The organism is Pseudoalteromonas shioyasakiensis (assembly GCA_013391845.1).
Lineage (GTDB): Bacteria > Pseudomonadota > Gammaproteobacteria > Enterobacterales > Alteromonadaceae > Pseudoalteromonas > Pseudoalteromonas apostichopi.
Window position 1 is genome coordinate 1,143,516 of record CP058414.1, and the last position, 13,283, is coordinate 1,156,798.

The following is a 13,283-nucleotide window of genomic DNA, read 5'->3' on the forward strand; positions in this document are numbered from 1 at the left end:
GCAGGCTTTTTTAATGGCTCGAATAAATAGAGTTTAATGATCGCGGGCAACGGCGATGCGGGCCAAACTCTCTAATGCTTGTTTGTAAGGTGTGTCTGGTAAGAAAGCAATACAAGCAATCGCTTTGTTAGCTTCTTGTTCTGCTTTTTGCATCGCAAACTCAAGCGCTTTAGTGTCAGCTAGTGCTGCTAGAATGCTCTCTAAGTGATCCATACCATTACCAAGCTCAATAGCTTCTCGTACCAGCTTAACTTGCTCGGGAGTGCCTTTTTGCATTGCGTAGATAAGCGGTAGGGTAGGTTTACCTTCAGCTAAATCATCGCCAATGTTTTTACCAAGTTGCTCGGCATCGGCGTTGTAATCAAGGACATCATCTACTAGTTGGAATGCAGTCCCAAGATGCATTCCGTATAAGTTTAATGCTTCAAGTGTTTGTTCATCTTGCTCAGTAATAATTGCGGCAAGGCCTGTTGCAGCTTCGAACAATTTGGCTGTTTTGCTGTAAATAACCTGCATGTAGCTTTGTTCTGTGGTGTCAGGGTCGTTACAGTTCATTAGCTGTAATACTTCACCTTCAGCGATGACATTCGTTGCATCAGCCAAAATTTGCATAATTGGCATTTTTCCAAGGCCAACCATTAGCTGAAACGAACGTGTATAGATAAAATCACCCACCAATACGCTTGCTGCATTACCGAACTCAGCATTTGCTGTAGGTGTGCCGCGGCGCAAATGTGACTCGTCGACAACGTCGTCATGCAATAAAGTAGCGGTATGAATAAATTCGATGATAGTGGCAAGCGTAATGTGGTCTTTACCCTCATAACCGAGTGCTTTTGCCGCTAAAATGGCCAACATAGGACGAACGCGTTTACCGCCGCTGTTTACTATGTATAAACCGAGTTGGTTAACCAATGCGACATCTGAACGCATTTGGGCATGTATAAGTTGATTGACGTCATCCATTTCATTTTCGATTAACGTCTGGATAGCTTTTATATCCATTGATCTCCGAGCCAATATTTATGGGTATACGGGGCTGATTGTACAACAAAAAAAGCACTTGCTCGATATTTTGTGATGATTCATTAAAAAAACACTGTAAAGTTTTTTATTTGAGATCAATTTTGCCAAGATAAATTTATAACCTTGATTAATAAGTGATCAGCTTTTTGAATTTTCAAGGTGCGTATTATTAGCGTAATTTAATTGTCATGAGATCGTAAAAACCGCTTGGCATGTGGTGTTTTTAAGATAGAATAGAGAAAAATATTGAATTGCTCTCAATGCAGCTATTTTTTATTCATTTTATCGAAAAAGAGGCTTGCTAGTTTTTGCACATTAGCGTAAACTTCGCGCCCTATTGAAGAATATTTTAGTTGCGTCGATTTGAGGGCGCACAGACGGAGTTAATTATGTACGCGGTTTTCCAAAGTGGTGGTAAACAGCACCGTGTGACTGAAGGTCAAACAATTCGTCTTGAGAAATTAGACGTTGAAACTGGTGCAGCAGTTGAATTTGATTCAGTACTTTTAGTTGCTGATGGTGAGAAAATCGAGATCGGTGTACCGTTCGTAAACGGTGGTAAAGTAACAGCTGAGGTTGTTTCACACGGTCGCGGTGAGAAAGTTAAGATTGTTAAATTTAGACGTCGTAAGCATTCTCGTAAGCAAATGGGCCATCGTCAATGGTTCACTGAAGTTAAAATCACTGGCATTAGCGCTTAATTAGAGGTACTGAGAAATGGCACATAAAAAAGCAGCTGGTAGTACTCGTAACGGTCGCGATTCAGAAAGCAAACGCCTAGGTGTTAAGCGTTTTGGTGGCGAATCAGTTCTAGCGGGTAGCATCATTGTTCGTCAACGTGGTACTCGTTTCCACGCTGGCGCAAACGTAGGTATCGGTAAAGACCACACTATCTTCGCAAAAGCAGATGGTAAAGTTCAATTCGAACAGAAAGGTCCTTTAAACCGTAAATACGTAAATATCGTAGCTGAGTAATCAACTCGATATTTGAAAAACCCCGCCTTTGCGGGGTTTTTTGTTTTAAGGCACATAATAGTGCGTATAAATATATACCTAAGCACCTTGGCATTGGGTGCTGAATAGGGCACTTAGGTATATAATAGAGTTATTAACAAGCCAATCTTAAAGTGAGTAATCATGAAGTTTGTAGATGAAGTAGAAATTCGTTGTGACGCGGGTGATGGCGGCAGCGGTGTCGTATCTTTCCGACGTGAAAAATATGTACCAGATGGCGGTCCTGATGGCGGCGACGGCGGCGATGGCGGCAGCGTGTATCTACAAGCCGATGAAAACTTAAATACGTTAATTGATTACCAATTTGAGCGTTTTCATAAAGCAGAGCGCGGCACAAATGGTCAAAGCCGTAACATGACTGGTAAAAAAGGCGCTGATTTAACGCTTAAAGTACCTGTGGGTACACGTATCATTGATGTTGATACTGAAGAGTCATTAGGTGATTTGACCAAGCATGGTCAAAAGGTTGTTGTTGCAAAAGGTGGTTTCCATGGCTTGGGGAATGCACGTTTTAAATCAAGTACAAACCGTGCGCCTCGTCAAAAAACATTAGGTACACCTGGTGAAGTTCGCAGCTTACGCCTAGAGCTAATGCTACTTGCGGATGTTGGCTTACTTGGTTTACCAAATGCCGGCAAATCAACGTTTATCCGCAGTGTTTCTGCAGCTAAACCAAAAGTGGCTGATTACCCGTTTACGACGCTTATTCCTAATCTTGGTGTAGTACGCCCAGACGCTAATAAGTCATTTGTAATTGCTGATATCCCTGGTCTAATCGAAGGCGCTTCAGATGGTGCTGGCCTGGGTATTCGCTTCTTAAAGCACTTAGAGCGTTGTCGTGTATTACTGCATATCATTGATGTTATGCCTGTTGATGGCACAAATCCGGTTGATAATGCCTTTGCGATTATTAATGAGCTGCACCAATACAGCCCTAAACTTGCTGAAAAGCCGCGCTGGTTAGTGTTTAACAAAATTGACCTATTACCAGAAGGTGAAGCTGAAGCCCTGTGTAATGAAATTGCCGAAGAGCTAGGTGAAGAGGCTAATGTTTACCGTATCTCTGCTGCGAATAAACAAAATACTCAAGCACTTTGTCATGACATTATGGCGCTACTTGATAGTATGCCGAAAGAGAAATTCGCTGAAGAAGAGAAAGAAGAAGTTGAATTTAAGTGGGATACTTATCATCAGAAAGCGACCTCTCAAGACGATGATGATTGGGATGACGACTGGGATGATGATGACTACGATGTAGAAGTTATCTACCAACGATAAAATTTAAAACTGAAAAGGAGCCATGCGCTCCTTTTTTATTAATAAGAAAAAAGTATTAAGGTTTAGTGTGAAAATTTCAATGATTGCTGCTATGGCAAATAACCGAGTAATTGGTCAAGACAACCAAATGCCATGGCATTTACCTGCCGATCTGCAACACTTTAAAAAAGTAACCATGGCAAAGCCTGTGATCATGGGCCGTAAAACGTTTGAATCAATAGGCCGCCCTTTGCCAGGCCGTCAAAATATTATTATCACGCGTAATGCTGATTATACCGCAGAGGGTATTGAGGTGGTTACTTCACCTGAGGCTGCGCTGGAATTGGTTGCTGATGTTGAAGAAGTTATGATTATTGGAGGTGGAAATATATACGAACAATTTCTATCTCAAGCAGATCGTCTATACTTAACATTCATCGACCTTGAAGTGGCCGGTGATACGCAGTTTCCAGATTACGAAAGTGTTGCTAATTGGACAGTTGTAGAGCAAGAACAGCATCAGCCTGATAACAAAAACTCTTACTCGTATACCTTTGTAACGCTGTATAAAAATTCGTAACATTATTGCGGTAAAAATAATTAGTTGGTACAATATTACACAATCTTGGTAAGAAGAAAGTATTACATAAGGGCAAAATATGATGAAGTTACCAAATATGTTACTTGCAGCGGCTGTTGTTTCAGCGTCAGTTGCGTATACAGCACCAGCAAAAGCTGATGATCAATTAGCGGTTTCTATCTGTGAGTACATCGCAGCTGATGATAAAAACCGTTTACGTAGTAAGCTGAAAAGCTCACGTGTGAAAATTCGTAACATCTTTGATGCTGTAAAATGTAATGGCAAAAATATGCTTCGTCATGCAATTGAAAGCGGCGCTGCGGATGCTGGTGAATACATCGTTAAGAACTTATCTAAAAGCTCTTTAGAAGACGGTGCAGACATCGCATGGGCTGAATCAAACGGTCACGGTGGTTCACCACTGATCGCTGTTATTAAAGACCGCGCTGGCCTTTAATTTAAACGCCAATAGAATTTAAGAAACCGCACTCGTTGCGGTTTTTTTGTGCCTGAATAACACCTTATAAAGTGAATACATATAAAAAAGCCGTGTTTGCTTTCACAAACACGGCTTCTATCTTTGTTAGATCGTAGCTCGTTTACAGCTTCTTAAACTTTAAACGCGTCTACCGATAAACGTAGTTCTTCGGCTAACTTAGCAACTTCTGAACTTGAAATATTGGTTTGGTTTGCGCCCTCAGCTGTTTGCTCTGCGATTGCAACAATCGACTCTAAGCGTTCGCTAATTTCTTGCGATACTTGCTGTTGCTCATGAGCAGCTGTTGAGATCTCCTCACTTACGTTATGAGCTTGCGCAACGGCTGCGGTGATTGAGTCAAGAGCTGTGTTGGCAAGGTCTGATTGCTCAACACACGACTCAGCCTGTTGCTTACCTTTCGACATTGCCGATACAGCAGCCTCTGCACCAACCTGAAGCGATTCAATCATAGCTTGGATCTCTTGCGTCGATTCTTGAGTCTTACTCGCTAGAGAGCGTACTTCGTCAGCTACAACAGCGAAGCCTCGACCTTGTTCGCCAGCACGTGCAGCTTCAATTGCAGCATTCAGTGCAAGTAGGTTAGTTTGCTCTGCAATGCCACGAATAACATCTAAGATGCCACCAATTGATGCGCTATCTTTGTGTAGCTTATTGATAACTTGTGATGCATCATCAACTTCACGAGCAAGTTGTTCAATAGTCGCTTTGTTTTGCGAAGAAATACCTTTAACACGGTCAGCTTCTTTATCTGCGTTCTTGATTTCACTTAGTGCTTGTTGAGCGCTACTGCTTACTGCTTGTGATGTGCTGCTCATTTCAGTGGTTGCTGTCGCAGCTTGTTCAACTTGCGCTTGTTGATTACGAATAGCTTGGCTAGATTCTTCAGTGATTGCTGAAGTCTCTTCAGAGGCTGCAGCAAGCTGTGTAGAGCGAGAGATAATACCTTGAATAAGCGTACGTAAACTTTCGATTAGCGTATTACAACTGCGTGATAGCTCACCGAACTCGTCTTTAGCAGAGTCGTCTAGGCGTTGAGTCATATCGCCGCTAGCAACAATATCAAGAATACGGTTTACTTCAGAAAGTGGTTTAGTAATACGGCTAACAGTAATTGCTGCAACAGCAATAGCAATTAAAGTGGCGATAACCATGGCAATCCAAGTCCAAATCGTTGCAGTAGATACGTTACCACTTACATCTTGTTGTAAGTCAAAGGCAAGAACCGTAGCTTGGTCAACAAGCTCTTTAAGTTGCTTTAGAGCTTCAGTGGTTGATTTTTCTGCATTAGCCAGCTCAGATTGAGTTTGTGCAATTGCATCAATGAGACGTTTTTTATTTGCTGATAAACTGTTGTTGCCGCGAACGTTGTCAGCAAGACTTTCAAAATAACCATTTAGGTCATTATATAAATCCGCATTATTATCAATGATAGCTGGACGGATAAGGCCAAGGCTTCGTTCAACTTCTTCTAGGTAATAAGTTTGTTCGTTTTTGATGATATCTAAGGTATTAAGCGTTTTAACCGTTAGCATGTCTGTGCTATTAGTTACTACTGATTGGAAGTTATTTTCCATGTTATTGGCAGCTTGATAAGCACGCGAGTGGTTTTCTTCAAGACCATCAATATCAATAATATCAAGTACAACAGAGTTAGCATCTTCAGCACTTATCTCGATGTTTTCAAGCTGGGTGCGCAGTGTTTTGTTGAGCTCAAGTTGAGTTTGTTTGTCTTCAAAAAGGTTATCGACAGATTTAGCAAAGCGTTTATAAGTTTGTTCAACTTCTTGGCTGCTTTGTTTCAGTTTCGGATCGTTACTAACTACCTGTTGTAAATCTTGGTAGGAGTTATCGTAACGCTTTTTCTGTTCGTTAAAGTTTTTTCTAAGTGCAGCTAATTCATCTTGTGATGTAGTGTAAAAGCTCGCTTGCGCTGACTTACTCATCAAAATGAATTCAACTTGCAACTCATAACTTTTGTCGAGAGCCGGTAATGACAGCTGATTAACTCGCTGTGTCGATTGATCAATGTTGGTAATTCTGATCAACGAGTTACCACCAATAAATAGCAGGAGTAACGTAATAACAATAAAGCCACCCCAAATTCGCTGTCTAACGGTCAAGTTCATATGTAATTCCAGAAAATAGTACTAATCAATACTTATCGGCAAGGTTGCCAATTAGTTAAGTAATTAAATTTAATTAGCTTTAAATTAAATCAACTTTAATTTATATAAATCTAACAGATGTTCAGCTATTTTTCAGTTTATTTAGATAAAAGAGTGGGATTTTTCGACAAAACAGTCTTTTTTGCTGAGTTCCATGAGTGTCATTGCGCCTCCCCATACACAGCCAGTGTCGAGGGCATGAATATTTTCGGCGTTTACTTTACCTTCTAAAGCGGCCCAGTGACCAAATGTGATCTGTTGATTGAGTTCAGAAATATTCGGATGCTCAAACCAAGGTAGTATTGAGCTATCTTCACTAACGTTGGTTTTATTGCTGAAATCTAGCTCACCGAGTAAATTTACAAAACGCATACGAGTGAAGTAATTAACAATATAACGAAACTTGGCTTCATTACTCATCGTTGATTGCCATTCTAATGGATGGGAGTCATACATATTGGCAAAGTAATGATTGGCATCGCTACCTTGATAGCAACTTTCTGCAAAGCGAGCGCGCTTTAATGCTTTTTTAATCGACCAATTTGGATTTAAGCCGGCATGGCTTATTAGCATGTCGTAGCGTTCAAGCCACAAGGCTAAAGGCTGTTGTTGCAAAAAATGAATATATTCAGAGCGTTTTGGACTAGAAAAAACAGCATCAAGCTTATCTTTAGGATTTGCTGGTTTATTTAAATAATGACAGGCAATAAGGTGTAAGTCATGATTACCAAGGGTAATGGTTACACTGCCTTGCATTTTATAAAGACGCTCGAGGCAGGCGAGTGAGTCAGGGCCTCGAGCGACAATATCGCCAACTAAGTAAAGGTGATCTTGGCTTGGGTTGAAGTTGACACGTTTGAGTAACGTATCAAATTCACAGTAACAGCCTTGTAAGTCACCAATTGCGTAATCAGCCATTGTTACCTAGTGCAAAATGTTTGGACAGGCTAAACGAAAAACGTCGATTGGCGCTTCAAACTCAGTACCAAACTCGTTACGCATGGTGTAATGACCTTGCATTGTGCCAACCGGGGTATCAAGTACAGCACCACTGGTGTATTTATAGCTTTCGCCAGGAGCAATAGTGGGTGTTTCACCAACAACACCTTCGCCTTGTACCTCAACTTCTTTACCATTGGCATCGGTAATTAACCAATAACGACTTAAAAGCTTAGCGCTACATAAGCTGTGGTTTTTAATGGTGATTGAGTAAGCAAAAACGTATTTATCTTGTTCAGGCTCTGATTGACCTTCTACATAGAAGGTTTCAACCGAAACCTTAATTGGAGAACCTAAATTACTGCTTGTTGTCATAAATCCAATTAGCTATATCAATAAATTGTTGTAAAGATAGGCTTTCTGCACGAAGAGTGATATCAATACCTATACCTGTTAGTTCTTCAGCTGTAAGTAAGTTAGATAAGCTATTACGCAGTGTCTTACGACGTTGGTTAAAAGCTTCTAAACAAACGGTGTTTAATAACTTAGTACTTTTAGCTGAACGTTGTTCTGGCTTTTTAGGGATCAAGCGGATAACCGCTGAATCTACCTTAGGTGCAGGCTTAAAGCATTCAGGTGGCACATCAATCACTGGCATTGCGTGGCAGTAATACTGTGTCATCACACTTAAACGACCAAAGGCTTTACTGCCAGGGCCTGCAACCATACGTTTGACAACTTCTTTTTGCAGCATAAAGTGCATGTGCTCAACATTATCTGCGAACTCAAATAAATGGAATAGCAGCGGGGTCGAAACGTTGTAAGGTAAGTTACCAAAAATCTTTAACTTTTCGTCAGACTTGATCAGAGAGCTGAAATCGAACTTCATTGCATCGCCTTGATGCACTGTTAATTTAGGCCCTAAAAATGGGTGGCTCGTTAAACGTTCTGCTAAGTCTTTATCTAGCTCAACAACAGTTAGATGGCCACTTAATTCAGCTACAGGCTCAGTGATTGCACCAAGGCCTGGGCCGATTTCTACTAAATTGTCTTCAGGTTTAGGATCAATAGCCGTGACGATTTTGTCGATGATCATGTCATCGTTTAAAAAGTTTTGACCAAAACGCTTACGAGCGCGGTGTCCTAAATGTACTTTATCTGTCATTGATTCTGTGCTTTTTCATGGGCGAGCTTAATTGCTTCGCGGATCGCTAATTCAAAACTACCTACATCAGCAGTACCAGTGCCAGCTAAATCTAGTGCCGTACCATGGTCTACTGAGGTGCGAATAAATGGCAGGCCAAGGGTAATGTTGACCGAATTGCCGAAACCTTTGTATTTTAGCACAGGTAATCCCTGATCGTGATACATTGCAAGCACAGCATCTGCTTGTGATAGATATTTATCTTGAAACAGGGTGTCAGCTGGTAATGGGCCAATTAAGTTCATACCTTGGTTATTCAGATGTTCTAAAGTTGGCGTTATGGTGTCAATTTCTTCAGTGCCTAAATGGCCATCTTCACCCGCATGCGGGTTGAGTCCACACACTAATATACGCGGCTTTTCAATACCAAACTTAGTTTGTAAGTCATGGTTTAAAATCGTAGCCACTTTACTTAAACGTTCAACAGTAATCGCACGAGACACATAAGCAAGTGGTATATGTGTTGTTACGAGTGCCACGCGTAAGCCTTCTGTTGCTAGCAACATAACTACATCGGCAGTATTTGATTGCTGTGCGAAATACTCAGTATGACCACTAAACGAGATACCCGCTTTGTTGATAATTCCTTTATGGACAGGTCCTGTGACAACAGCTGCAAATGTACCATCCATGTTTTTTTCGCTGGCGATACGTAGCGTATCCAACACGTATTGACCGTTAGCGTCATTAAGTACGCCGACTTCAACGTCAGTGCCTAAATCCACTTGATGTAAGTAAACACTGCCAGCAGGTGCAAGGCTTGGCGCTTTGCTATCATCAAACTCAATTAAGTTGATATCTAAGCCAAGTAATTTGGCGCGCTGTTTTAAAAGCGCACCATCAGCAATCACCACCAGTTGGGCATCCCACTGGTGCTGCGCTAACTTGATAAGTAAATCAGGGCCAATACCGGCTGGCTCACCTGGGGTAATTGCGATTCTAATGGTCATAATTTTTATTCTGTTGGGAAAATATCAACGTGCGCTTGCTCACGCATTTCTTGCTGCCAGTTGAAACTTTCTTCTTTAAATTTACGATTAAACAGTAGCTGATGTGCGCGGTTGCGCTTAGCTTGTTCAGTTTTATCTGCTACACGCTTGTCAAGAAGCTGTACAATGTGCCAACCGAATTGAGTTTCTGAATGGCTCACTGATTTCATTTTTATCTAGAGAAAGCAAAGTATTTTTGAATTCTGGTACATAAGTACTTGGATCAGTCCAATCATATTCACCACCTTTCAATGCTGAACCTGGATCTTCAGAGTATTCTTTAGCAAGTTCGCCAAAATCTGCTTTGCCTTCACGTAGATCTTTTGCAAAGCCTTTTAGCATGTCACGGGCTTTTTCTTCACTTAAAATTATTGATGGTTTAATTAGAATATGGCGTGAACGAACTTCAGTCGTTTCAACTACTTGGCGGCCACGAACATCTTGCACTTTGATAATGTGGAAACCTGCACCTGAACGTAGAGGGCCAACGATATCGTCTTTTTTATGGCCTTTTACCGCTTCAGCAAACAGCGATGGCATTTCGTTGATACCCATCCAACCTAGCTGACCACCTTCAAGTGCTTTTGAGCCACTTGAAGATGAAATAGCGATACGCTTAAACTCTTTGCCTTCTTTTAAAAACTCGATAACCTTTTCTGCTCGAGTTTTAGCACTCGCGATTTCATCTGCTGACGCATCACTAGGAATATCAATCAAGATGTGACCGATATCGTATTCTTCGGCACTTTTGCCTTGGGTTTCCATGATTTTTAGAAGGTTATCGATTTCTTGCGGGCTGATATAAATACGACGGTCAACGTTCGCACGCATGACTTGTTGCGTGGTGATTTCTTTACGAATTTCTTCACGGTAAGCTGTATAGCTTTCACCTGCTGCTTCGATAGTACGGCGTAAATCCGCAATTGTACCGCCTTGCTCACGAGCCATGTTTTCTAGTGTTTGGTCTAACTGAGAGTCAGAGATCTCTAAACCCATTCGCTCAGCAAGTTGCATCATCAGAGTTTGGTTTACTAAACGCTCAATAGCTTGAATTCGAAGCGTGTCATCAGACGGTAACTCTTGACCTTGCTCTGCTGCTTGAGTTTTTACACGGTTGATAATGGTGTCGACTTCACTTTGTAGAATAACACCTTGGTTAACAACACCAACGACTTTGTCAATTTCGACAGGTGTTGCGAAAACGCTTTGGCATAGGCCAACTGTTAATAATGCAGATGCTAATAATTTTTTTAAATTCATACTTTTTCTAATACTCTTGCTAATAGTACTGCGGTACTAGTTATTAAGAAAATACGGTCTACGATAGCCAAAAATACCTTGTTGTAATAATTTTTGTGCATCATAACGGCTTTTACTTCCAAGCCCTTTTAATACGATATTGAAGCCAATACTGGTATCAAAAGTTGCTTGTTCTTGACCAATCGCCTGGTTCAAATCTGTTTCGATTTGACGACGGCCTGTGATTTGAAACGCCCAACAGCAGGATTCATACTGAAGACCGCTGAAAACTTCAATACTACGACCGCTTTCTAAATCGCGGTGGTAGCTACCAACAAACTGCCAATCTTGCGATAGCGGAATGCTTGTAAATAAACCAATTTGCTCGATTGTATTGCCTGAGACATCATTTGCATAGCGATGGTTCAATTGCACGAGCTGTTTATCGTCACCTTTATAATCTAAGGTGATATTTGATTGAATAATATCTTTGCCGTCAGTGTCGTACTGAATCCCACCTGATAAATACCAGCGACGGTGCCAATGTAACATGGTTTGCGCTGCGAACAAGGCATTGTAGTTAGTATCAACATTAATGCCTTGTGTTGTAGGTTTTGCGTCATTACTTAAATAAAAGATTTGTCCGGCACTAAAGTTAAATACTTCTTCGTTTTCATTGCTAAATAAGCGGGTTGTCGCACCTAACGTAAATTGGTTTCGCAGTGGCAATACGGTCGATGCTTGAGAATCGACGGTCTCTAAATAAACCAAAAAAGTCGTCTTGTAATTTTGTTGTATCGTAAAGGCCAATGTTTGATTGGTCTTTATTAGGGGTGTACAAATACTGAATTTGTGGTTCAAGTGTTTGAATACCATCTTTAAAGAAAAATCCAGTATCACGTTCAAAATTTAATTGGCTGTATAAACGCACTTTTGGCAGGGTACGCGTGACCTTTTCGTCGTAGTCGGTTCCTGTTAAATCACCATGCTGGTTATATTCTGTATGCAGTAAACTGAATTCAGATAAAAATGACCATGCATATTCTTGGTAACCAAAGCTTGCTTTCGGTTCGATATGAACACGACTTGCTTCATCAATGACTGCGTTATCATTAGTGAAATAGCTAAGCTCACCATCAAGGGTTAAATCAACGCCATAAAAATCATACGCATCAGTTTGCGAAAAGCTAATTTGTGGCAGTGCCGCGTATGACTCGCGGTGATCACCAAGTACTTCAAAACTTTGCAACTTGATATTGGTACGCCAAGTGTCACCTAAATGAGTTAGTGAACCTGTGCGGTATAACTGAGTATCTGTGCGAGTCGCATAACCAGAATTTAAATCAGTTAAGTAGTTATCATCACTAACGTTAGTAATATCTATATTACCGCGCCAGTTTTCACCAAAGTAGCTTTGCTGCTGCCAATGGAATAGATAACGCGAGTCAACATTTGGTTCTTCATCATCTTTATCTAAGTATTCAACAGCAATAAGACCGTTGTTTTGCTTCGTTAAATAACGAAATTCACTAATAATCTGTAAACCGCGCTTTGACATATAGCGAGGCGTAATGGTGGCGTCGTAATTAGGTGCAATATTCCAGTAATACGGTGTGTTGGTTTCAATACCGTAGCGGCCTGAACTTGAGAAGTTAGGTGTTAATAAGCCTGATTTACGGCGGTCATCTAATGGAAACGTAAAATAGGGAATATAAAGAACCGGCGTATCAAATACCCGTAATACGGTATTGCGGGTTTCGCCCCAACCATCTTCACTGGATAGATCAATTTCGTCAGCTTCAATTGCCCACACCGGTGTTTCGCCCGGGCAGGTAGTAAAGCTTGCGTTCATCAGGTTTAAGCCAGACTCGTTTACTGTTAGTTTTTCTGCGCCACCATGACCAAGTTGGTCGGTGAGCTTATAATCAGCACCAAGCAAGCTTAATTCAGAATTATTTAAATCCGCATTGAGCCCAGAACTATTAATTTGGCTTACTTTATCGCGATAAACGATAGGGCCGGTTGCATTAAGTAACCCACGTTGTTTGTCAATCAGTGCACTTTGTGCGGACAAATTCATCGTTAGGGTGTTAATATCTACATTACCGGTAAATTCTGCGCTTTGGGTACCCAATAGTTCAATATCATCTGATTTGATATCGATCATATTAAGTTCAAGGCCAGGGAGCGGTTGCCAAGCTCTGGTTTGCATTGAAGTGCCACAAAGGTTGTGTGTCAGTTCAGTTTCGGCGAACGATGGTGCGCTAAGTACGCTTAGCATCATTATGCCCCAGGTTTTGCTCATTTAATGACCTTAATGCTCTTTGGTTGGATATAAGCTAGACATAATAAAGGAAAACAATGGCAAATA

At 41.1% G+C, this 13,283-nt stretch carries 11 protein-coding genes and 2 pseudogenes; 5 read left to right on the plus strand and 8 right to left on the minus strand.

Annotated features, from left to right (window positions below; genetic code table 11):
- Positions 1–33: 33 nt before the first annotated feature.
- Positions 34–1,005, minus strand: a complete 972-nt coding sequence (gene ispB / locus HYD28_05245) for an octaprenyl diphosphate synthase (protein QLE08416.1) — start codon at positions 1,003–1,005, stop codon at positions 34–36.
- Between the two features lie 410 nt (positions 1,006–1,415).
- Between ispB and rplU the strand changes: the two genes are divergently transcribed.
- From rplU to HYD28_05270, 5 genes are all read left to right on the plus strand, one after another.
- A complete protein-coding gene (gene rplU / locus HYD28_05250) occupies positions 1,416–1,727 on the plus strand; it encodes a 50S ribosomal protein L21 (protein QLE08417.1) in 312 nt (103 codons plus the stop codon).
- 16 nt (positions 1,728–1,743) lie between these two features.
- The gene (gene rpmA / locus HYD28_05255; GenBank protein ID QLE08418.1) at positions 1,744–2,001 is read left to right on the plus strand and encodes a 50S ribosomal protein L27; all 258 of its coding nucleotides are present in this window, start codon (positions 1,744–1,746) and stop codon (positions 1,999–2,001) included.
- A 162-nt stretch (positions 2,002–2,163) separates the two neighbouring features.
- The gene (gene cgtA / locus HYD28_05260) at positions 2,164–3,318 is read left to right on the plus strand and encodes an Obg family GTPase CgtA (GenBank protein ID QLE08419.1); all 1,155 of its coding nucleotides are present in this window, start codon (positions 2,164–2,166) and stop codon (positions 3,316–3,318) included.
- Between the two features lie 67 nt (positions 3,319–3,385).
- On the plus strand, positions 3,386–3,877 hold the full coding sequence (gene folA, locus HYD28_05265; protein QLE08420.1) for a type 3 dihydrofolate reductase: 492 nt from the start codon (positions 3,386–3,388) through the stop codon (positions 3,875–3,877).
- 79 nt (positions 3,878–3,956) lie between these two features.
- The gene (locus HYD28_05270; protein QLE08421.1) at positions 3,957–4,334 is read left to right on the plus strand and encodes a DUF3718 domain-containing protein; all 378 of its coding nucleotides are present in this window, start codon (positions 3,957–3,959) and stop codon (positions 4,332–4,334) included.
- A gap of 152 nt (positions 4,335–4,486) precedes the next feature.
- Here HYD28_05270 and HYD28_05275 read toward each other — a convergent pair whose 3' ends face one another.
- The 7 genes and pseudogenes from HYD28_05275 to lptD all read right to left on the minus strand — a co-directional run bounded on the left by HYD28_05275 (position 4,487) and on the right by lptD (position 13,217).
- On the minus strand, positions 4,487–6,502 hold the full coding sequence (locus HYD28_05275; protein ID QLE08422.1) for a methyl-accepting chemotaxis protein: 2,016 nt from the start codon (positions 6,500–6,502) through the stop codon (positions 4,487–4,489).
- A 141-nt stretch (positions 6,503–6,643) separates the two neighbouring features.
- Complete coding sequence (locus tag HYD28_05280) at positions 6,644–7,459, minus strand: symmetrical bis(5'-nucleosyl)-tetraphosphatase (GenBank protein QLE08423.1); 816 nt, start codon at positions 7,457–7,459, stop codon at positions 6,644–6,646.
- 6 nt (positions 7,460–7,465) lie between these two features.
- On the minus strand, positions 7,466–7,855 hold the full coding sequence (apaG, locus tag HYD28_05285) for a Co2+/Mg2+ efflux protein ApaG (protein QLE08424.1): 390 nt from the start codon (positions 7,853–7,855) through the stop codon (positions 7,466–7,468).
- On the minus strand, positions 7,839–8,645 hold the full coding sequence (rsmA, locus tag HYD28_05290; GenBank protein ID QLE08425.1) for a 16S rRNA (adenine(1518)-N(6)/adenine(1519)-N(6))-dimethyltransferase RsmA: 807 nt from the start codon (positions 8,643–8,645) through the stop codon (positions 7,839–7,841). The genes apaG and rsmA overlap by 17 nt, the downstream gene beginning before the upstream one ends.
- A complete protein-coding gene (gene pdxA / locus HYD28_05295; protein QLE08426.1) occupies positions 8,642–9,634 on the minus strand; it encodes a 4-hydroxythreonine-4-phosphate dehydrogenase PdxA in 993 nt (330 codons plus the stop codon). The genes rsmA and pdxA overlap by 4 nt, the downstream gene beginning before the upstream one ends.
- A 5-nt stretch (positions 9,635–9,639) precedes the next feature.
- Positions 9,640–10,933: pseudogene (gene surA, locus HYD28_05300) on the minus strand (peptidylprolyl isomerase SurA).
- 36 nt (positions 10,934–10,969) lie between these two features.
- Positions 10,970–13,217 (minus strand): annotated as a pseudogene (gene lptD, locus HYD28_05305) (LPS assembly protein LptD).
- Positions 13,218–13,283: the final 66 nt, after the last annotated feature.